General features: G+C 60.9%; 16 protein-coding genes. 7 read left to right on the plus strand and 9 right to left on the minus strand.

The window, feature by feature from the left end; genetic code table 11:
- Window positions 1-27: 27 nt before the first annotated feature.
- A complete protein-coding gene (locus OHL16_RS11535) occupies window positions 28-1,263 on the minus strand; it encodes a redoxin family protein (RefSeq protein ID WP_263367275.1) in 1,236 nt (411 codons plus the stop codon).
- 348 nt (window positions 1,264-1,611) lie between these two features.
- On the opposite strand from OHL16_RS11535, the gene OHL16_RS11540 reads away from it, so the two are divergent.
- Window positions 1,612-2,961: an SGNH/GDSL hydrolase family protein gene (locus tag OHL16_RS11540; RefSeq protein ID WP_263367276.1), complete on the plus strand. Its 1,350-nt coding sequence runs from the start codon at window positions 1,612-1,614 to the stop codon at window positions 2,959-2,961.
- A gap of 6 nt (window positions 2,962-2,967) precedes the next feature.
- Here the strand turns inward: OHL16_RS11540 and OHL16_RS11545 are convergent, their stop codons facing one another.
- The 6 genes from OHL16_RS11545 to mnmG form a co-directional block, all read right to left on the minus strand.
- Window positions 2,968-3,690 (minus strand): helix-turn-helix transcriptional regulator, encoded by a 723-nt coding sequence (locus OHL16_RS11545; RefSeq protein WP_263367277.1) that lies wholly within the window; start codon window positions 3,688-3,690, stop codon window positions 2,968-2,970.
- Between the two features lie 9 nt (window positions 3,691-3,699).
- Window positions 3,700-4,116 carry a VOC family protein gene (locus tag OHL16_RS11550; RefSeq protein ID WP_263367278.1) on the minus strand — a complete coding sequence of 139 codons (417 nt, stop codon included), beginning with the start codon at window positions 4,114-4,116 and terminating at the stop codon, window positions 3,700-3,702.
- 115 nt (window positions 4,117-4,231) lie between these two features.
- On the minus strand, window positions 4,232-4,777 hold the full coding sequence (locus OHL16_RS11555; protein ID WP_263367279.1) for a methyltransferase family protein: 546 nt from the start codon (window positions 4,775-4,777) through the stop codon (window positions 4,232-4,234).
- A 56-nt stretch (window positions 4,778-4,833) separates the two neighbouring features.
- Window positions 4,834-6,240 (minus strand): replicative DNA helicase, encoded by a 1,407-nt coding sequence (gene dnaB, locus OHL16_RS11560; RefSeq protein ID WP_263367280.1) that lies wholly within the window; start codon window positions 6,238-6,240, stop codon window positions 4,834-4,836.
- Window positions 6,241-6,370: 130 nt separating this feature from the next.
- Complete coding sequence (gene msrA, locus OHL16_RS11565) at window positions 6,371-6,985, minus strand: peptide-methionine (S)-S-oxide reductase MsrA (RefSeq protein WP_396127193.1); 615 nt, start codon at window positions 6,983-6,985, stop codon at window positions 6,371-6,373.
- Between the two features lie 173 nt (window positions 6,986-7,158).
- Window positions 7,159-9,279, minus strand: a complete 2,121-nt coding sequence (gene mnmG, locus OHL16_RS11570; RefSeq protein WP_263367282.1) for a tRNA uridine-5-carboxymethylaminomethyl(34) synthesis enzyme MnmG — start codon at window positions 9,277-9,279, stop codon at window positions 7,159-7,161.
- Window positions 9,280-9,428: 149 nt separating this feature from the next.
- Here mnmG and OHL16_RS11575 point away from each other — a divergent pair, with 149 nt between their 5' ends.
- The 4 genes from OHL16_RS11575 to OHL16_RS11590 all read left to right on the plus strand — a co-directional run bounded on the left by OHL16_RS11575 (window position 9,429) and on the right by OHL16_RS11590 (window position 15,674).
- Window positions 9,429-11,621 (plus strand): glycosyltransferase family 87 protein, encoded by a 2,193-nt coding sequence (locus OHL16_RS11575; RefSeq protein ID WP_263367283.1) that lies wholly within the window; start codon window positions 9,429-9,431, stop codon window positions 11,619-11,621.
- A gap of 178 nt (window positions 11,622-11,799) precedes the next feature.
- The gene (locus OHL16_RS11580; RefSeq protein ID WP_263367284.1) at window positions 11,800-13,449 is read left to right on the plus strand and encodes a trypsin-like peptidase domain-containing protein; all 1,650 of its coding nucleotides are present in this window, start codon (window positions 11,800-11,802) and stop codon (window positions 13,447-13,449) included.
- Between the two features lie 104 nt (window positions 13,450-13,553).
- Entirely contained in the window at window positions 13,554-14,459 is a 906-nt protein-coding gene (locus tag OHL16_RS11585; RefSeq protein ID WP_263367285.1) for an alpha/beta hydrolase, read from the plus strand.
- Window positions 14,460-14,543: 84 nt separating this feature from the next.
- The gene (locus OHL16_RS11590) at window positions 14,544-15,674 is read left to right on the plus strand and encodes a mechanosensitive ion channel family protein (protein WP_263367286.1); all 1,131 of its coding nucleotides are present in this window, start codon (window positions 14,544-14,546) and stop codon (window positions 15,672-15,674) included.
- Between the two features lie 43 nt (window positions 15,675-15,717).
- On the opposite strand, the gene OHL16_RS11595 is transcribed toward OHL16_RS11590, so the two are convergent.
- Both OHL16_RS11595 and OHL16_RS11600 read right to left on the minus strand, forming a co-directional pair.
- Window positions 15,718-16,527 (minus strand): zf-HC2 domain-containing protein, encoded by an 810-nt coding sequence (locus OHL16_RS11595; protein ID WP_263367287.1) that lies wholly within the window; start codon window positions 16,525-16,527, stop codon window positions 15,718-15,720.
- Entirely contained in the window at window positions 16,524-17,111 is a 588-nt protein-coding gene (locus OHL16_RS11600) for a sigma-70 family RNA polymerase sigma factor (protein ID WP_263367288.1), read from the minus strand. The genes OHL16_RS11595 and OHL16_RS11600 overlap by 4 nt, the downstream gene beginning before the upstream one ends.
- Before the next feature lie 132 nt (window positions 17,112-17,243).
- On the opposite strand from OHL16_RS11600, the gene OHL16_RS11605 reads away from it, so the two are divergent.
- Both OHL16_RS11605 and OHL16_RS11610 read left to right on the plus strand, forming a co-directional pair.
- The gene (locus tag OHL16_RS11605; RefSeq protein ID WP_263367289.1) at window positions 17,244-18,299 is read left to right on the plus strand and encodes a metallophosphoesterase family protein; all 1,056 of its coding nucleotides are present in this window, start codon (window positions 17,244-17,246) and stop codon (window positions 18,297-18,299) included.
- Window positions 18,296-19,108 carry a heme-binding domain-containing protein gene (locus OHL16_RS11610; RefSeq protein WP_263367290.1) on the plus strand — a complete coding sequence of 271 codons (813 nt, stop codon included), beginning with the start codon at window positions 18,296-18,298 and terminating at the stop codon, window positions 19,106-19,108. The genes OHL16_RS11605 and OHL16_RS11610 overlap by 4 nt, the downstream gene beginning before the upstream one ends.
- The last annotated feature ends 92 nt before the right edge of the window (window positions 19,109-19,200 follow it).

The following is a 19,200-nucleotide window of genomic DNA, read 5'->3' on the forward strand; positions in this document are numbered from 1 at the left end:
CGCCGATTGATGCCAATACGCGCGCCCTTAATGCTTGACTTCTTGTGTCTTCGTTGATGGGGACGGCTTACTCATCTCCTGCTTGCTCACTTCGAGCACGGTAATCGGCATCTCCTGGTTGCCCGGGACAAGCTCCAGCCCCAGAGTCTCTTTGAGGACGGCATTCAGGCTATCCACGTCTCCCCCGGCAACTTTGAATCGTGCATCATAGGTGCCGTCGATGCCTGTCTCGTTCAATACAGGGTTCTCCAGCCCGGTTGCCAGCAGATAGGCCAGATCGTCCATCGTCCCGTTCATCAGAATAAAGATGCCGTGCCAGTAGCCTCGCTTCACCGCGTGTGTCGAAGCCGACGGACTCAATAGTTTCTTACTCGCATCGGTGGCCCGGAGAATATACGCCTGTCTGGTCAGCGTCTTTGACTGGATCTGCAAATGCAAAGCGGCGAGGACGGCTTGCTGGACAACCGAATCGCTCACAGTCTGGGGCACGTCAACAGAATTCACGCGGAGATCGTAGCGCCCTTCTGGCAGCGGGTCCTTCAGAACGTAGCGATTTTCGAATACGTTGAAGCGGTCCGTTATAAGGCTATCGGCGTCCTCTCCAAGCAAGTCCCATCCGGCTGGAGGATGTTTGATCAGGGTCGTCCTTGCATCGGACGAAGCCTTACTAACAGACACGGCAAATAAAGGCCGCTCGGTATCCGGGCTGGATGGAACGGTTGCCTCGGTGATCTCCATCGGCGGTTTGAACGCTACGTTTTTTCCTTCTGCCACTGCCTGCAGATCGGCGGTAGTCACTGAATCAATCTCTGAGACCGCGACAACCTTCCCATTTCCATCGACGATGATGGTCGTCGGCCTTGATTCGACTCCATACCGGGCAAAGACGGCGCCCGAAGCATCGACGCCAACCCAGCCAGACATCTTCTTCCTGGTCAAAAAGGTTTGTACGGCCTTCAGGTCCTCGTCGTCGATGGAGATGAACTGGAATTTCGCCGGATCGAGCGACTCCACAAGCTGATTGAGATGCGGAAGGCTCGCCACGCAGGGAGAACACCAGGTGGCCCAGAACTCCAGCACCACAACCTTACCCTTGAGGCTTGCCCAGTCTGCTCTCGCTCCCAAAGGGGCTTGCAGCAGTTTCAGAGTATCTAAAGAAGGAGCAGGCGTGCCTTTTTTTGAATGCGCCCATAGCGAAGGCGTTCCCAGCAAGACCGCAACAAGAGTGATCAGGCTACCTCGCAAAGCTACGCGAACGTGCATGTATTTCTCCTCTTCCGAATGAATCGCAAAAGCCGCGTAGCGTCAGAATCAGGAACAGGGAAGCCACAGGCGCGGCCAAGAACGATCGCACGCTGCGAGATTCATATCATACTCGACACCGAATTCAGTTCACCAGGAATGTTCCAAGCAGCGCATCGTATGCCAATTCCGGTCGGTTAACGGGCAAACCGGAAGCTATCATGCCGGTTTATGAAACTCCATCTCATAGTGTCAAACTGACCCACTACCGGACTGAATCACGTATTCCCCATCGCACCTCTGGTGTGATACAAAGCCACGTCCGGCAAAGTGCCGTGCTGCTCCATTTGAAGGGATACGTCTGTCGTCATGAAAATGAATACTCGTTCAGCATCGCTCCTCTCCGCCACGTTTGCAGCACTCGCCCTGTCGCTCAGCGGCTGTTCCAGCGGAAGCTCCAACCCGCTTGAAGCGATTCAGGCTGCGCAGGCGAAGAATGCAGGCAACTTCACGACGACCGTCTTTCTTGGCGACTCCCTGACCGCCGGCTTCCAGAGTGGTTCACTGCTGGATACCCAGCAGGTCCATGGCTGGGCGCCGGTGGTGGCAGCGCAGGCGAAGTTCAACATCGTGCAGCCGCTCATCGCCTATCCCGGCGCGCCGAACGTGCTGCAACTTGTCTCGTTGGGGCCTCCGCCGGTCATCACGCCGGTCTCGGGGACGACAACCGGCCGCGACAACTTCGCCGCGCAGCCCACCGACCTTGCTGTGCCGGGGGCCTTCGTCAACGACGTTCTCAGCACGGTGCCGCTGGTGAATCCCGCTCCGGGCCAGCAGCAGATTAACCAGCTCGTGCTGGGCTTCCCCGGGCTGGGGTACGGACAGACTTACAGCCAGCTCGGCTGGGCGATCCAGATGCAGCCGACAACAATCTTTCTCTGGATCGGCAACAACGACGCGCTGGTCGCCGCTCTCACGGGCACGCCGGCAGCGATGACCTCGGTGGCCAACTTCACCGCGCAGTACACACAGCTCATGCAGCAGTTGTCCACGCAGACCAGCGCGCATCTGGTGATCGGCAATGTCCCTGACGTCACCCTGGTGCCCTACCTGACGCCCGCGGCGCTCGTGCTGGGTGAGTACTCCGCCGCGACCGGCCTGCCCACAGCTGTGCTCAGCGCCCTCTTTGGAATCTCCCCGGGAGACTTCGTAACCCCCCAGGGGCTCACGGAGATCACCGCTATCCTCACCCATCATCAGACCACCAAGCTCAGCGATGCCGGCGTCCTCACTGCCGCAGAGGCCGTCACCGTCAAGGCGCAGGTCGCCTCCTACAACCAGGTTATCGCCGCACAGGCCAAGGCCGCTGGAGCCACGCTGGTCGACATCAACGCACTCTTCACCCAGATCGCGTCTCAGGGCGTAACCATCAACGGATACACCGGAACCACCGGCTTCCTCGGCGGAGTCTTCACGCTCGATGGCATTCACCCCACCAACACCGGCTACGCCGTCGTCGCCAACACCTTCATCGACGCGATGAACACCAGCATCGGCACGAAGATCCCCGACGTCTCGCTCAGCGCGGTCGCGGCAGCCGATCCGCTATGGCCGCCGAACATCGCGGCGCACCTCGGCGGACACGTCACAGCGCCCGAACTGCCCGCCGCTGCTATGCAACAGGCCGGCCGCGCGCTCCTGCCGCAGAGTCAGCAATAGCGGCGGCTAGGGAAGAACTCCGGGCGATATGTAGAGCCTGCGCTCCGCCGCGTCCGGAATCACCTTTTTCAGATAGTCCTCCAGCCGTTGGCCGCGGTGAGCTGTAAACGTGCGCTCCAGCACCTCGACCTCATCCATGCGGTCGAGCCGGAAGTCGCGGAAGTCGTCCCTCAGCTCGCACCACGACATCAGCGTCCACACGCCGCTCCAGAATGCGAGAGCCAGCGGACGCACGCTGCGGTGGCTGCGCTCCCCGTCCTCGCGCGCGTATCCGAACGAGACGACGCGGCGCGATTTGCAGGCGCTGTGCAGCGCATCGAGCCTATCGCGCAGAGGCTGCCGCATCCGAAAGCCCGGTGCGTACAGCAGGATGGAGTCGAACTCGGTGCGCAGCTCCGGCGGTAGCACGGCTTCGATGCGCTGTAGCGCCTGCGTCGCTCCTATTACGTTCTCTGAGCCGCCCCAGGCACGCACCAGCCGCGCGCCCAGCACCAGAGCCGTCAATTCGCCACGAGTAAACATCAGCGGGGGCAGGTCCATATCGCGGCGCAGCGTATAGCCCACGCCTGCCTCGCCTTCAATTGGAGTGCCCGAGAGCTGCAGGTCCTGAATGTCGCGGTAGATGGTGCGCTGCGAGACCTGCAGCTTGTCCGCCAGGATCTGCGCCGTAAGCAGGCGGCCCTGGCGAAGAAACTGCACGATGCGGAAGAGGCGGTCGGCACGTCGCATCTCAAAATCTTAGTGTGAGTGCAGCCCGATGTGGTTTCCCTCGGAGTCTCTCATGCAGGCAAAGTGACCGTACCCGCCCGGAACCTCCGTCTTCGGCATCAGGATCAGCCCTCCGGCCCGCGCCACCCGCGAAAGCACAGCGTCCAGAATGCCGTCGCAGTTCAGGTACACCAGCGCCCCGCCGCGGCCGGGTCTGCGGTAGCCGCGCTTCACCAGCATGCCGCCGGTGCCTGTCGGGTCCGTGGCGAAGATCGACCTCGCCGACTGGCTCTCGCGATGCATCTTCGCGCCCAGCACGGTCTCATAGAACTCGGTGGCGCGGTCGAGGTCGTCGCACGGAATCTCGAACCAGTTGATCGCATGGGTCCGCACGGCCGTCTCGGTTGGCGTCTGCGCGATGGCCTGCTCTGGCGTCTGGGTGCTCATGACATGCTCCTTCTGATCGTTCTCTCTCTAACATGGAGCATAGCGAACCCATGCTGACAGCCTCATGTCAGTAGGGTCAAGATTTTGTGATGAAGTGCAGGCTCAGGGGTAGAGGTCAGTCCAATTTTCGCCACGGATGCAGCCTCGGAGCCCACCGGTTCACGTTCCTGCAATACTCCTCGTACTCCGCACCAAAGACCCGTCGCAGATGCGGCTCTTCATAAAACATGACAAACAGATTCACGCCAATCACAGCCACGATGGCGAAGGCAATCGCCCACGCGCTCGCGCGTCCAAAGACCACCCACAGCCCGGCCCACCCCATAAAGAACCCCACATACATCGGGTTCCGCACATACCGGTAGAACCCCACCACAACCAGTCTCCGCGGCGGGGCAAACGGCGCGGGCGTTCCATGTCCCGTCCAGCCAAAGTCCCACACGCAGCGCAGTGCGACCGCAAACCCAAGCACCGAAGGCACAACCGCAATCCACCGCCATGGAGCGGCCCTCTCGGCTTCAACCTGAAAGCCCAGCCACGAAGGCAGCAGCCAGAACCAGAGCGAAAAGAAAAAAGCCCCCACAGCCAGCGAAGCCACCGCCGCCGGCCAATGCGAGCCATCGTCCGTAAATCCCGGAGTCCCAGCGTGTCGGATAGCCATAAACGCCTGCCCGCTGAAGTATGAACCTCATCGATCAGGATGCACAACTCCGGAAGCTAGTAACCGCCGCCGCCGAACCCACCCTCAGTCAGGTTCTCAAACCGCGTAAAGTCCGAGAGATAGGCAAGATGCACGCTCCCGGTCGGGCCGTTTCGCTGCTTGGCGATAATGATCTCCGCCTTGCCCTTCGACTCCGGATCTTCATCGCCGTTCTCGTCTTTGTTGTAGTACGAATCGCGGTGGATGAAGGCGACGAGGTCGGCATCCTGCTCGATCGAGCCGGACTCACGCAGGTCCGAGAGCATCGGCTTCTTGTCGCCGCCGCGCTGCTCACTCGAACGCGACAACTGCGACAGCGCAATCACTGGAACCTTCATCTCCTTGGCCAGCGCCTTCAGTCCGCGCGAGACGGCCGAGACCTCCTGGTTGCGGTTCTCGAAGCCCTTCTTGCCCGGGCCCGACGAGCCTCCGGTGACGAGCTGCAGGTAGTCGATCACGATCAGGTCGAGCGCGCCCTCCTGCTGCTTCAGCCGCCGCGCCTTCGCGCGCATCTCCGCCAGCGTGATGCCCGGAGTGTCGTCGATAAACAGCTTCGACTCCATCAGCCGCTCGAGCGCGGCCAGCAGCTTGCCCTTGTCTTCCTTGGGAAGAAAGCCCGTCTGGATCTTGCGCGAGTTCACCATCGCCTCGCTCGCCAGCAGACGCCGCAGCAGGCTCTCCTTCGACATTTCGAGCGAGAACACCGCGACCACTTTGCCATCCTTCACCGCCGAGTTCTGCGCGATGTTGATCGCCCACGCAGTCTTGCCCATCGAAGGACGCGCCGCAATGATGATGAGGTCCGACTCCTGCAACCCGCTCGTCATGCGGTCGAACTCGATGTAGTGCGTGGCGAGGCCTGTGATCTCGCGGCCCTGCTCATACAGCTTGTCGATCGACCCGAACGACGAAGCCACAATCTCGCCGATTCCCGAAAACCCGCGCTGAATCGCGCTGTCCGCCACGCTCGAGAGTTGCGCCTCAACGTCGCCCAGCACGTTGATTGCGTCTTCCGACTGGTCCGACGCGCGCGTCGCCCCCTCGCTGAAGATGCTCATCAGCTGCCGCAGCAGGCTCTTGTCCTTGACGATGCGGACGTAGCTCTCAATGTTGAGGTTCCGCGGAATCCCCTCAGTCAGAAACGTGAGATACGCCGGCCCGCCGATCGAGTCCAGCTCCTTCTTCTTCGCCAGCACCTCGCGCACGGTGATGAAGTCCACGCCATGCCCCAGGGTCGCAAGCTCCATGATCGCGCCATAGATGCGCCGGTGCGAGTCGAGCGAGAAGTCATCGGCGATCAGCCGCGCCGTGGCGTCGTTGATCGCAAGGCTGTCCAGCATCATCGCCCCGAGAATCGCGGTCTCGGCGTGTACGGAGGAGGGAAGACTATCGTCGTTAGCGGTCAGTTGTGCAAAGGAAGCCATGGGATGTTTCTATTCTCAGCGAACACACACACACAAACAACAAAGGAGCAGCGAGGAAATCGCCGCTCCTTTGTTGATAGCCCACCCGTTTCTTCGGTATTCCACACAAAGCCGGAGATTTGCACCGGCGTTACTTCCGCGTGTACTCCTCAAACAACTCCGGGAACTGCTGCTTCAGTCCAGCGATCTTCGGAATATCGCAAACCTGGATGTACGGGTTGTCCGGATTCTTCTCGGCATAATCCTGGTGATAGTCCTCGCCATCGTAGAACGCCTGAAGCGGTACAAGCTGCGTCACAATCTTCTTCGGAAACACATGCGCCGCGTCGAGCTGCGCGATGTAAGCCGCCGCAACCTTCTGCTGCTCTGGCGTCGTGTAGAAGATCGCCGAGCGATACGACGTCCCGACGTCCGGCCCCTGCCGATTCAACTGCGTCGGATCATGCACGACCGAGAAGAAGATCCTAAGCAGCGTGCCGTAACTCACCTTCGACGGATCGAACACGATCTTCACGGACTCGGCATGCTCCGTCTGCTCCGACGACACATCGCGATAGTTCGCCGTTGCCTTCGTCCCGCCCGAGTATCCCGCCGTCGTCGCAGTCACGCCCTTCACGCGCTGAAAGACGCTCTGCACACCCCAGAAGCATCCGCCGGCGAAGACCGCCGTCTCGCTATGCCCCTTAGCCGGCTCATTCACTACAGGAGCCGGAATCGGCTCCTTCCTCTCTGCTGCAATCGCCATCGTTCGTCCTCCTCTTGTCAGCAGGCCCGCGAGCACAACTCCCAAAGCCGCAAACAGCAGCCAAACCGCAAATTTCTTCATCGCGTCTCCTCCGGACCTTAACAATCATTCTTTAGATGTCGGTATGTCCCCGAAGGTCACAAATGAGGCCGTTGATAGAGTTAAGCCCGCGTTCACGCAACGACTTGCTGCTGCTGCCGCCCCTGAATCTCGATGTACACCAGCAGCAAACTAACCGCCGCCGGAGTCACACCCGAGATGCGGCTCGCCTGCCCGATCGTCTGCGGACGCACGCGCGTCAGCTTCTCGTGCATCTCACGCGAGAGCCCGCTCACCGCGCCGTAGTCGAACCACTCCGGAATCACCTGCTGCTCCGCGCGCTTCAACCTCTCCATCGAGCGCCGCTGCTGGTCGAGATACCCCGCGAACTTGATCTCCGTCTCGACCGTCTTCATCTCGTTCCGCACCCAAGCCGGCAGCCGCTCGCCGCCCGTCGCATCCATCGCGGCAATCCAACCTGCCAGCTCGCCTGCCTGCACCATCACTCCGCGCAGCGCCGGAGCCAGCTCCTCAATCGTCACCTCCGGCCGCTTCAGCAGTTGCGCAAAGGTCTGGCCCCCCTCAAACTTTGAGCCGCTCGTGCCCTCGATCTTCGCGCGCACGGCAGCCGGAAGCTCCTCCACCTTCACCTTCGTCGCCTGCAGCAGTGCGCCGAACACCTGCGCCCGAGCCTGCTTCGCCTCATACTCCGCCCACGCCTCATCGTCGATCAGCCCCAGCCGACGCCCATGCGGAGTCAATCTGCGATCGGCGTTATCAATGCGCAGATGCAGCCGGAACTCCGCTCGCGAAGTAAACATCCGGTAGGGCTCATTCGTGCCCTTGCTGATGAGGTCATCGATCAGAATCCCGGTGTAAGCCTCCGTGCGATCAAGCGTGAACGCCGCGACAGGCTCTCCGCTCAGGGCTGCCTTCGCCGCCAGAGCCGCATTGATCCCCGCCATCAACCCCTGGCACGCGGCCTCTTCATATCCACTCGTGCCATTGATCTGCCCGGCGAGATACAGCCCCTCGTAGCTCTTCACCTTCAGCGCGCGATCAAGCTCCGTCGGATCGATCGCGTCGTACTCAATCGCATATCCGGGCCGCAGCATCTCCGCGTTCTCAAGCCCTGGAATGGAGTGCACCATCGCCGCCTGCACCTCCATCGGCAAGCTCGTGCTCATGCCGTTGATGTAGACCTCATGCGTGTTCAGTCCCTCGGGCTCCAGGAAGAACTGGTGCTTCGTCTTGTCCGGGAAGCGAACGATCTTGTCCTCGATCGACGGACAATAGCGCGGCCCAATCGCCGCAATCTGCCCCGTATACATCGGCGACCGGTGCACATTCTCCCGAATCAACCGCAGCGTCTCGTCCGTCGTATACGCGATGTGGCAGCTCACCTGCCGCAGCTGCGGCGTCCACCGAGCCGTCTCGCTGCCGTGATGACTCGCCGCCGTGCTGGCCAGTCGACCCGCTGACCTGAAGCTAAACGGCGTAGGATCATCGTCCCCCGGCTGCTCTTCAAACCGCGACCAGTCAATCGTCCGCCCATCCAGCCGCGGCGGCGTGCCTGTCTTCAGCCGGCACTGGCGCAACCCCAGCTTCTTCAGGTTCTCGCCGAGCAACACGCTTGCCGGCTCACCGCTGCGCCCAGACGTGTACTGCTGCTCGCCGCAATGAATCAGCCCATTCAAAAACGTCCCGGTCGTGACAACCGTAGCCGCAGCACGAACCTCACGTCCATCCCGCAGCCTCAACCCACGCACAACTCTGGGGTGAGCAACCACATGATCGTCATTCTGAGCGGAGCGAAGAACCCCCGCATTTTGCTCGGAGCGTCCAGAATGTCCAGCCGCCTCCTCAACAATCAGGTCCACTACCTCAGCCTGCTTGATAAAGAGATTCTTCTGGCCCTCCAGCACCTCGCGCATCTTCACGCGATACAGCGCCTTATCGCACTGCGCCCGCGGAGACCACACCGCCGGCCCGCGGCTCGTATTCAGCAGTCGGAACTGAATCCCGCACGCATCGGCGACCTCGCCCATCACACCACCCAGCGCGTCGACTTCACGCACAAGATGCCCCTTGGCGATCCCGCCAATCGCCGGATTGCAGCTCATCTGCGCGATCAGATCAAGGTTCAGGGTAAACAGCGCCGTCCGCAGCCCCATGCGTGCCGCCGCCATCGCCGCCTCACAGCCGGCATGCCCCGCGCCGACAACGACAACATCGTACTGTTCTGTAAAAGCCATCACTTCTATTTTAGGCTGTCCGTTCAAAACAGTTCCTAAAACGAGATCTCCCGACCGCATCGTAAGTCCAGGAATCGACTTGTCTTGAAGATGTAAATTTTCTTGCCTTCATCTCAAAATTCGTGCCACGCAGCATAAGCTCAAACCATATGGCGAGCGAAATCACGCGCGACAGGCCCGTATCTCAAGGGCTTTTTCAGCACGAGCTCTCATTTCAGCCAGGATTTGAAACTGCACTGTGCGCGGCGCTCGCCATTTTCCTCTTCTGGAAGGGCATCCTCCCCGCATGGCAGGCGCTCAACACCGACTTCCCCAACTACTATCTCGTCGCCCGCCTGCTTCGCGAGGGTTACAGCCTCGACCGCATCTACGACTGGGTATGGCTCCAGCGAATCAAAGACCACTGGGGTCTGGACCAGAGCCTCGTCGGCTTCGCCGGCCTCACGCCCTTCTCCGCGCTTCCCATCGTCCCGCTGTCGATCTTCTCCGCCCTCAACGCGAAGCGCATCTGGATTGTCGCCAACCTGATCTTTCTTGCAACAAGCGCAGAGCTGCTGCACCGATCGACGTCGCTAGGCCGCCGACGCATCTGGCTGCTCTGCCTGCTGGCCGTCCTTCCGCTGCGCGTCAGCTTTCTCTACGGGCAGATGCATCTGCTCGTACTATTCCTGCTGGTGTTGGCCTACTACTTTCACCACCGCGACCAGGAGCTCGCCTGCGGCGCATGTGTTGCATTTGCCGGTGCGCTCAAGGTGTACCCTCTGCTCTTCCTCCTCTATTTCCTCTGGAAGCGGCAGTGGCGCGCGGCACTCTCCACACTCGGCACGGCCGTCATCATCGTCGCCGTCGGAAGTCTGTGGATGGGCGGGGGTCTGCTCTATACCTACGCCACTCAGATCCTTCCGCGAAGCATGCAGGGAGAGGTGCTCGATCCCTACAATCTTCACGCCGCATCCGGCGCCGCGCTCTTTCACCGACTCTTTCTCTTCGAGCCTGAGCTCAATCCAGCGCCGCCCCTTGATTCGCCTTCCCTCTACGCCATCCTGTATCCGCTCTGGCAGATGACGATCTTCCTTCCACTGTTCGCTCTGCTTCGGCCTGCGCCTGCCGAGCCTGACCGCGAGCAGCTGGAGTGGTCAGCCTTCCTCATCGCTCTCCTTGTTCTGTCGCCCGTTCCGTCCAGTTATCACTTTGTCGTGATGATCCTCTCCATCGTCCTGCTCGTCGACTCTCTTCTCAGACGAAACAAAAATCGACTGGCGGCCCTCGCAGTCACTCTCTACTTCCTCATCTCTGCGGCTGACCTCGTTAAGCCTTCCCCGCATCTCGGCGCCGCCATGGCAACATCGCTTGCCTTCTCCCGTCTCTGGCTCGGGATCGCATTCTCCGCGCTCTTCATTATCTGCCTGTGGAGATATCCTTCCGGCGGATCAGGCAAGCACTCAACGTCCCGCCTCGCCCTGCTGCTCGTGTCCGCTGCCGTGGCCTTGATGTTGAGCATCGCCGGCTACCGACATCATTTCTTCCATCGACAGCAGGAGATGGGTCACCGCATTCCGGCGCCTTCGACGCCCTACCTCGCAACTCAGCCACGCCCTGAACGAGATGGCTATCTCTTCGTCGCTATGCTGCCCGATGGCTACCGCGTGCTCGACAAGCAGGGCCGCCAACTCACTCCCCAAGCCAGGGCGCAGAAGTCCCCGGACCAACTCACCTATGCCATCGGCGTAGACCATTCCGTGCTCCTGGAGCTTGCTGATGCCGCCGGTTCACGCATCGTCCGCGCCTCTGACGCATCGCTCGTGGCCCAGGACGCGGAGTCACCCGCCCTATCTGCCGACGGTCTTACCCTCGCCTTTGTTCGGGAAACCAAAGGGCGTGGCAGTCTTTGGATGTCGAGTTTCGACGAGCCACAAGGCCGCGCGAGTGTTGTGCCGCCAAATTCACCGACGCACATCGTCGAGGACGATAACTACGACGTCCGGAGCGCATCCTTCCTGCGTTCCGGCGCTCTTCTCTTCCTAGCGAAGCATCGCGGCCGCATGGGACTCTTCACCGTAGTCCCTGGCAACCAACCCGTCCCCTTCTTCTCGGCGGACGAAGAAATCGCGTCCTTCTCGATCTCGCCGGACGAGCGTCTCGTCGCTCTTACAGAGCTACGGCGCAACCGCTGGCAGCTTGTCTCATTCGACACAGTCTCGCGCCACGAGAGTGTGCTCACCTCAGGAGACTGCAACGCCTACACCCCCGCCTGGTTGACCTCGACGACGATCATCTACGCCACAGACTGCAGTCGCGGCCTCGGACTCACAGCATTGGCTTCCGTCAACACAGCATTTTGAGAGACTTGAGCGTAGCTTTGGTACCAAATTAGACGGCGAATGAGCAATTCGCTGAGCTCATAAACTTAACGAACTTACCCACCTTTGCTCTTAAGCGTTCAACAAAGGAAAGGAGTAGATTTCTTGGAGGTACCCCGTTTTCGCGACCAGAGTAATTCGGGCCTAAGGAAGAGGATTTATGAACGACAAGGCAGGGAAGTTGCTGGTGGTGGAGTCTGACGATGCTCTCAGGGAACACATCGTCATGGTGCTGAGCGATGCGGGATATGAGGTCTCGACCGACTACCGGGAAGGACTGAAGGCAGTTCTCGCCTTCAATCCCGACGCAGTTGTCATGGGTGCCGATCCTCCCCAGCTCGACTGCTGTGACCTTCTTTCTGAAATCAAGGGTTCCGAGCGCACGCGGAACATACGCGTTGTGATGCTATCTCCAGGCAAGTCTGCCGAACGGACTCGGGGGTTGGATCTCGGGGCAGACGATGTGCTGTCACTGCCCTTCGACCCACACGAATTGCTGTCCCGTCTGCGCTCGCAACTGCGGAACAAATTCGTCGAGGACGAGTCTCTAGAGCGGCTGCGCAAAGCCGAAGAGAATCGAAACGCTACCCAGCAGGTGGTGACAGCGGTCAACGAAGAACGGCGGACGCTGCGAGTTGGCGGCGTTGTGATTGTTGCCGTTCTTATCGTTGCCGGCCTGGCCGCTTTCTTCTTCTACCGTCGCACCCAGCAGCAGAATACTCGGGTCTATGCTGCGCTCACCCGATTGCAGACTGGCGTGCTGACGCAGCAACAGTTGATGGAGCGCTCGCGTCGGGCCCTTGAAGACGGGCAACGCGGCCCATCCCTGGCGACAGATCCAGAAAAGCTCCAACTTAAGAAGAAGAGCGAAGATCTGAGAGCGCAAATCGCAAGTAGCCAGGCAGAAGACGCTTCCGCTTTGCAAAATCAATTAACCGTAGTAGAAGGCCGCCTTCAGAAGCTCGAGTCCGAGGGCAAGGTTGCGCAGACGATTATCCAGTCCTATGAGCCGAGTGTCTGCCTCATTCACGTTGTGCTTGGCTTCCGCGACCACACTAGCGGATTGAGATTGCACTACGCTGGGTTAACGAGCAGTGGCGAGCCAACGACCGATGAACACAACAACCCACTCCTGAGCCTCAACGGAGATGGTCCGGAAGTACGCCTGGATGTTTTTGGTACTGGGTTTCTCGCCTCTGCCGGCGGACAAATCCTCACCAATCATCATGTGGCCGAGCCCTGGTGGCAGAACGACGATTTGAAGGAACTGCTAAGTCAAGGGCTTGAGCCAGCGATTGTTGAGATGACAGCATATTTCCCCGGCGTTCCACACGGCATTGCCATCAACACGGAGAGGATTTCCTCTACCGCGGACGTTGCTGTCGTAAGGGGAAATGTCTCAGGACTGCGAATCAAACAGATAACTCTTGCCGAGGGCCGCGGCTCGGCCGTCAGTGGAGGGCCCGTCGTGCTGCTTGGATATCCGACTGCTCTTGATGCAATTCTGGCTCGGGCAGGCGCTGAGACGCTCCAGTCCATTGCGACTGCATCCAAAGGTGATCCGAAGCAGGTGATGGAAGAGCTCGCCCGCCGCAACCTGATCAGGCCTACCACCACCCAGGGGCATATCGGCGACGTGCTGCCTGACAAGATTGTCTATGATGCCCAAACCACCTCGGGCGGCTCTGGCGGTCCTCTTTTTAGTAATGAGGGCAAAGTTATAGGAATTAACTTCGCCATGGTGCGTGAGTTCGGCGGATCGAATTTCGCTATTCCTGTGGGCTACGGGAAGTCTCTTCTGAACCCATAGGTGCCGCCGCTGCAGAAAACCGTGAATGCGACAGTGGCCCGATGAAGTTGCGGCTTTCGCAACTTCATCATTAAACCCACTGGAACTCTCTTTACAATCACCGCATGCCCACTCGCAAACTCATCGCCATTGCCGCACTTCTCTGCGCCTCACTCGCTGCCGCAGCCCAGGCCCCCGCAGCCATCACCACCGATCCCGCCCCCGACAAGGCCAACCCCGCCGCGATGCAATCCTTCCAGCTCCCCAGCCACGGAGCGCTCCTCAACGCCATCGTCTACGTCGCCTCCGGTCCCGGCCCGCACCCCATCGTCATCCTTCTTCACGGCTTCCCCGGAAATGAGAAGAACCTCGACCTCGCCCAGGCGATCCGCCGCGCCGGATGGGACGTCCTCTACTTCAACTACCGCGGAGCCTGGGGTTCGCCCGGATCTTTCTCCTTCACCCACGCCATCGAGGACACGCAATCCGCCATCGCTTACCTCCGCGATCCAGCCAACGCAGCCAAACTCCGCTCCGATCCGAAATACATCGTCCTCATCGGACACAGCATGGGAGGCATGGTCGCCGCCAACGTCGCCGCCGTCGACCCCGCCATCCGTGGCCTCGGCCTCATCTCTGCCGCCAACATGGCCGGCTTTGCCCTCCCCGTCGTCAAGGCCAACCAGCAGGAGGCCGCTCTCCCACGCATCGAGCAGGGCCTCGCCGCCGAGGGCATCGCTCCACTCGCCGGATGCACCCCCGAGTCCCTCGCCCGCGATCTCTTCGCCAACGCCGCCAAGTGGAACCTCCCCGACCTCGCGCCGAAGCTCTCCGCGCGCCCCGTCCTCGTCGTCACCTCAGATGACGGCCTCGCCGATGCCAGCGACGCCCTGGTCGCCAACCTCCGCAAGATCGGTGACCCCGAGGTCAATGAGGTCCACTACGCCACGGACCACTCCTACTCCGACCACCGCATCGCCCTCCAGCAGACCGTCCTCGAAGGTCTCGACTACCTCCAATCTCATCGCTGAGCGGCGCGCCCACAAGCAACCGCTCCCTCGCTCGCATCATCCTCAACAAGTAGCTGTGCGAAACTGGCCGCAGCCCACTCTACTATGCTCGCTCACATCAACTTCCGGCACCCCTGGTTCCTTGCCATCTTTGTCCTTTGCGCTGGCATTGTTGTCTCCAATCTGGGGCACTACATCCTGTTCCGCGTACTCCGCAAGCAAGAGGAGCAGCAGACGACCCGCTGGGGAATTCGGGAGCACCTTAGCCGCCCTGCGCGCTCCATCTTCTCCTTCACTTGTCTCGCCATTGTTCTTCCCCTCGTTCCCGGCGTGCCCGACTACCTTTACGCCATCCTCCGCCAAGGGATCGCCATGGCCATCGTCGTCGCGCTCGGCTGGTTCGCCGTCGGCAGCATCTACGTCTTCGAGGCCATCATGCTCCGCCGCTACGACCTCACCGCGGAGAACAACATCCAGGCCCGGCGCGTCCACACCCAGTTCCAGCTCTTCCGCCGCATGCTCATCGCCCTCGTCGTCATCATCGACATCGGCGCGCTCCTCTGGACCTTCAACGACCCCCGCATCCTGCACTACGGCTCCGGCCTTCTCGCCTCCGCCGGAGTCGCCTCCGTCATCCTCGCCACCGCCGCCCGCTCCACCGCCGCCAACTTCTTCGCCGGTCTGCAGATCGCCTTCACCGAGCCCATCCGTATCCACGACGTCGTCGTCATCCAGGGCGAGTGGGGACGCATCGAAGAGATCAACTCTGCCTACGTCGTCGTCAAGATCTGGGACCTCCGCCGCCTCATCGTGCCCTTGTCCTACTTCATCGAAAACTCCTTCCAGAACTGGACACGCGAGGCCACCGACCTCCTCGGCACCGCCTTCCTCTACGTGGACTACTCCATCCCCGTCGAAGACCTCCGCCAGCAACTCAAGCGCATCGCAGAGTCCTCACCTCTCTGGGACAAGAATGTCTGCGGCCTCCAGGTCACCAATCTCACCGACCGCACCATGGAGCTTCGCTGCCTCGTCAGCGCCCGCAACTCCAGCGACAGCTTCGACCTCCGCTGCCTTGTCCGCGAGCAGATGATCAACTACATCCAGCAGAACTACCCCAACGCCTTCCCCACCACGCGCTTCGCCGCCACAGCCGAGATCCCCGTGCAGTCCTCCTCCGCGCCCGCGCAACCTCCGCTCGAGCCGGCCTCCTTCCAGAAATCCGCCCGTCAATAGCTTCTCCTCCAAATCGACAAGGCCCGCTTGGAGACACTCTCCGCTACTGTCCCTTCATCTGCGCCTTCCCGATAGCAGCAACCAGACCGCGCAGCCTGCCCGGATCCACATCGCTTACCGCCACAAACTCCAGCTCCGGAGTGTCGACACGGACTATATGGAAGCCCGAGTGCTCCGTGACAAGCTCGCCGGGTACACTCGCCCCTCCTCGCTCCCGCACAAACACTGACACCCGATGCCTCCCGATGCTGTACAGCAGTTGCGCCACCGGCTGATTGTGCAGATAAGCCAGATTTGCCCCATCCAGCCTCGTATCCTCCGGCAACCCCTCCGGAAGATTGAAGGTGAAAGGGATCTTGCCCTGGAACCACGGCTTGACGGTGTGACGATCCGAGGAGAGCACCTGCGGCTTCTGGTTCGCCGCCAGCGTACCAATATGCTGATCGAGCACCTCAGTCACCAGCGCCGCCTCATCGACACGTGCCACCGCACCCCGCTGCAAAGATACGATGCCCACCGAGACCAGCAGCAGCGCCACCGCCGCTGCCCAACCCAGCAGGCCAAACCTCATGGCTCTTCGAGCTTCCGTCACCCGCACACCGCGACTCTGCGTGCCTTCAACCTCTGAAGCCTTCTCCGAGGCCTGGGGCAACAACCGCTTCTGCAGATCTCCGGGAATTACGTAACGACTCCCAGCCCGCGCCGCCGTAGACTTCAACACCATCTGCGACAGCGCACTCGCCGTGCACGCCTGGCACGCGGCAAGATGCTCATTCACTCCGGCAACCTGATCAGAGGAGAGCTCGCCATCGGCAAACAGATTCAGCACGCTCGGCGTCAGATGCTCTGTCATACTCGCGTCTCCCTCCTTCGGCCAAGCTCCTGCCGAAGCGCCATCCGCGCACGCGCAATTCGCGACATCACCGTACCCATCGGAATCTCCAGCACCGTTGCAATCTCTCTGTACTTCATCTCTTCCACATCGCACAGCAGAATCACCTCGAGCAACCTCGGTGGCAACTGCTCCATCGCCTCTTCCACCGCTGCCCGGTCGCTCAGCCGGATCAGGTTGCTCTCCGGAGTCTCCCGCTCGATCGCGCCCTCAGGATAAAGCGGCGGCCCCGCGTCGCTACTCTCCAGCTCATCCTCCAGAGCCACCGTGCGCATCGCAGCTAATCCCGTCCGCGACGTCTGATACGTATTCCGCAGAATCCGAAAGATCCACGCCTTGAAGTTCGTCCCCGGCTCAAAGCTGCTGAACCCCCGCAGAGCCTTGAGAAACGTCTCCTGTACAAGGTCCTCTGCATCAGCCGGATTCCGCGCCAGCCAGTGGGCAAGGTTGTACAGAGCAGGCAGCAACGGAGCCGCGAGATCCTCAAACCCACTGGGTTGAGGACCGTTCTCACGCGCCGCGCGTTTCCATGGCAGTAGCGTCATCGCTCAGCAGATATCTGCCCTCGCTCCAAAGATGAAAACTGCCAGCCCGCAAATTTATTCCGTCCTCTTCCAAGAAATATCAACGGAATAAACCATGCACAGTCCAGTTTGCATGTGCGGAGGTTCTATCCGATGAAGGACAACGACAACGTTACACCCGTACGAACACGGCCTCAAATATCCGAACCCACATCCGAACTCACATCCGGGCCCATATCCGAACCCACGTCATCCCAACCCATATCCGAGCCCCAGCCCGCAAGCGACGGAATCGACCGCCGCAACTTCCTCTCCTGCATGGCCTGGGCCGGTACCGGTCTGCTTTGGACGATGGCCGGCGGCGTTCCCACGTCAAGACTCTTTGCCGCAACCGCAGGCTCCGCATTCCAAGCCGCGGCCGGCTTCAGCTTCGTCCAGATCAGCGACAGCCACATCGGCTTCAACAAAGCCGCCAATCAGGACGTTACCGGAACCCTCAAGCTCGCCATCGATAAAATCAATGCACTTCACACTACGCCCGAACTTCTCCTGCACACCGGCGACATAAGCCACGCCTCGCGCGCCACCGAGTTCGACACCGCAGAGCAGCTCGTCAAAGCCGCCCGCGTCGGCCAGATCTTCTACGTCCCCGGCGAGCACGACACCGCGTCCGACGACGGCGCCCTCTATCGCGAGCGCTTCGGCAAAGGGACCCTCGGCAGCGGCTGGTACAGCTTCAACCACAAAGGCGTGCACTTCATCGGCCTCAACAACTGCCTCCAGATCGACGCCCTCGGCAAGCTCGGCCCCGAGCAGCTCACGTGGCTCAAACAGAATCTCGCCTCGCTCTCCGCCTCCACCCCCATCGTCATCTTCGCCCACCTCCCTCTGTGGATGGTCTATCCCGAGTGGGGCTGGGGCACTGCCGACGGCGCCGAGGCCCTCTCCTACCTCAAGCGCTTCGGCTCCGTCACCGTCCTCAACGGACACATCCACCAGGTCGTCCAGAAGGTGGAAGGCAACGTAGCCTTCCACACCGCCACTTCGACAGCGTTCCCACAACCCGCACCCGGCAAGGCTCCAAGCGCCGGACCCATGGTCGTCCCTGCCGGCAAACTCCGCAGCGTCCTCGGCATCACCCAGGTCCGCTACATCGCCCGGCAAAGCCACCTCGCCCTCGTCGACTCCTCACTCGCGGAAACAGTATGACCCGCCTCCGCATCTCCGCCGTCTGTGCCACTGCATTGCTGTCCTCGCTGTTACTCGCCCGCGTTCACCCCTTCGGTGACGCGGGCCTTTATACCCCCAACCCCTCGCCCGCACCCATCATGGAACACTCCTCTGTACCGCCTCAGGTGCGCGATCTTCTCACTGCCAAATGTGCCGACTGCCACTCCACTCAGACTCGAGCACCCCTCTACGGCCGCCTCGCGCCCATCTCGTGGTTCATGGAGCGTGACATCCTCGAAGGCCGCAAACACATGGACCTCTCCGCGTGGGACACCTACACCTCAGACCAGCAGCAAACCCTCCAGGCGAAGATCATCCAGCAGACCCGAGCCGGCAAGATGCCTCTGCCCCAATACCGAAACATCCACCGCAACTCCGCCATCACCGCGGCCGACCTGCAGCTCCTCACCCAGTGGGCACATCAGTCGTCGCCGCTCGCAACAGACCCAAGCCAGCCGCTCCCCACCGAAGGCAGCGCAGTCCAGGGCAAGCTCGTCTTCGAGAAGCGCTGCACCGGATGCCATTCGCTTGCCCAGAACCGCGAAGGCCCCAATCTCAGTGGAGTCTTTGGACGAACCTCCGGACAAGCGCCCGGCTTTACATACTCCCCGGCCCTTCAAAATGCGCACATCGTCTGGAACGAGCTCACCCTCGACCGCTGGCTCACCGACCCCGACGCCTACCTCCCCGGAAACAACATGGACTTCCACGTAGCAAAGCCGCAGGAGCGCCGCGACCTCATCCGATTCCTGAAAGAAAGCGCCGCCCCGAACTCTTCTACTCCGTAATTGCGATGCGTGGATCGGAGCGAACTCCGACTCCGGTCATCCTTTCCGTCATCCCCGCAGTACCTGTGGACCAGCCTTTCTACTACCTTCCG

This window comes from Edaphobacter bradus (assembly GCF_025685645.1).
In the GTDB taxonomy this organism is placed as follows: Bacteria; Acidobacteriota; Terriglobia; order Terriglobales; family Acidobacteriaceae; genus Edaphobacter; species Edaphobacter bradus.

What these genes read in the sequence shown, in the direction of transcription:
- OHL16_RS11575 (WP_263367283.1), top strand. Translation starts at nt 9,429, where the DNA reads ATGGCGAGCGAAATCACGCGCGACAGGCCCGTATCTCAAGGGCTTTTT.
- OHL16_RS11550 (WP_263367278.1), bottom strand. Translation starts at nt 4,116, where the DNA reads ATGAGCACCCAGACGCCAGAGCAGGCCATCGCGCAGACGCCAACCGAG.
- OHL16_RS11610 (WP_263367290.1), top strand. Translation starts at nt 18,296, where the DNA reads ATGACCCGCCTCCGCATCTCCGCCGTCTGTGCCACTGCATTGCTGTCC.
- dnaB (WP_263367280.1), bottom strand. Translation starts at nt 6,240, where the DNA reads ATGGCTTCCTTTGCACAACTGACCGCTAACGACGATAGTCTTCCCTCC.
- OHL16_RS11605 (WP_263367289.1), top strand. Translation starts at nt 17,244, where the DNA reads ATGAAGGACAACGACAACGTTACACCCGTACGAACACGGCCTCAAATA.
- OHL16_RS11595 (WP_263367287.1), bottom strand. Translation starts at nt 16,527, where the DNA reads ATGACAGAGCATCTGACGCCGAGCGTGCTGAATCTGTTTGCCGATGGC.
- OHL16_RS11535 (WP_263367275.1), bottom strand. Translation starts at nt 1,263, where the DNA reads ATGCACGTTCGCGTAGCTTTGCGAGGTAGCCTGATCACTCTTGTTGCG.
- msrA (WP_396127193.1), bottom strand. Translation starts at nt 6,985, where the DNA reads ATGGCGATTGCAGCAGAGAGGAAGGAGCCGATTCCGGCTCCTGTAGTG.
- OHL16_RS11585 (WP_263367285.1), top strand. Translation starts at nt 13,554, where the DNA reads ATGCCCACTCGCAAACTCATCGCCATTGCCGCACTTCTCTGCGCCTCA.
- OHL16_RS11545 (WP_263367277.1), bottom strand. Translation starts at nt 3,690, where the DNA reads ATGCGACGTGCCGACCGCCTCTTCCGCATCGTGCAGTTTCTTCGCCAG.
- OHL16_RS11600 (WP_263367288.1), bottom strand. Translation starts at nt 17,111, where the DNA reads ATGACGCTACTGCCATGGAAACGCGCGGCGCGTGAGAACGGTCCTCAA.
- mnmG (WP_263367282.1), bottom strand. Translation starts at nt 9,279, where the DNA reads ATGGCTTTTACAGAACAGTACGATGTTGTCGTTGTCGGCGCGGGGCAT.
- OHL16_RS11540 (WP_263367276.1), top strand. Translation starts at nt 1,612, where the DNA reads ATGAAAATGAATACTCGTTCAGCATCGCTCCTCTCCGCCACGTTTGCA.
- OHL16_RS11590 (WP_263367286.1), top strand. Translation starts at nt 14,544, where the DNA reads ATGCTCGCTCACATCAACTTCCGGCACCCCTGGTTCCTTGCCATCTTT.
- OHL16_RS11555 (WP_263367279.1), bottom strand. Translation starts at nt 4,777, where the DNA reads ATGGCTATCCGACACGCTGGGACTCCGGGATTTACGGACGATGGCTCG.
- OHL16_RS11580 (WP_263367284.1), top strand. Translation starts at nt 11,800, where the DNA reads ATGAACGACAAGGCAGGGAAGTTGCTGGTGGTGGAGTCTGACGATGCT.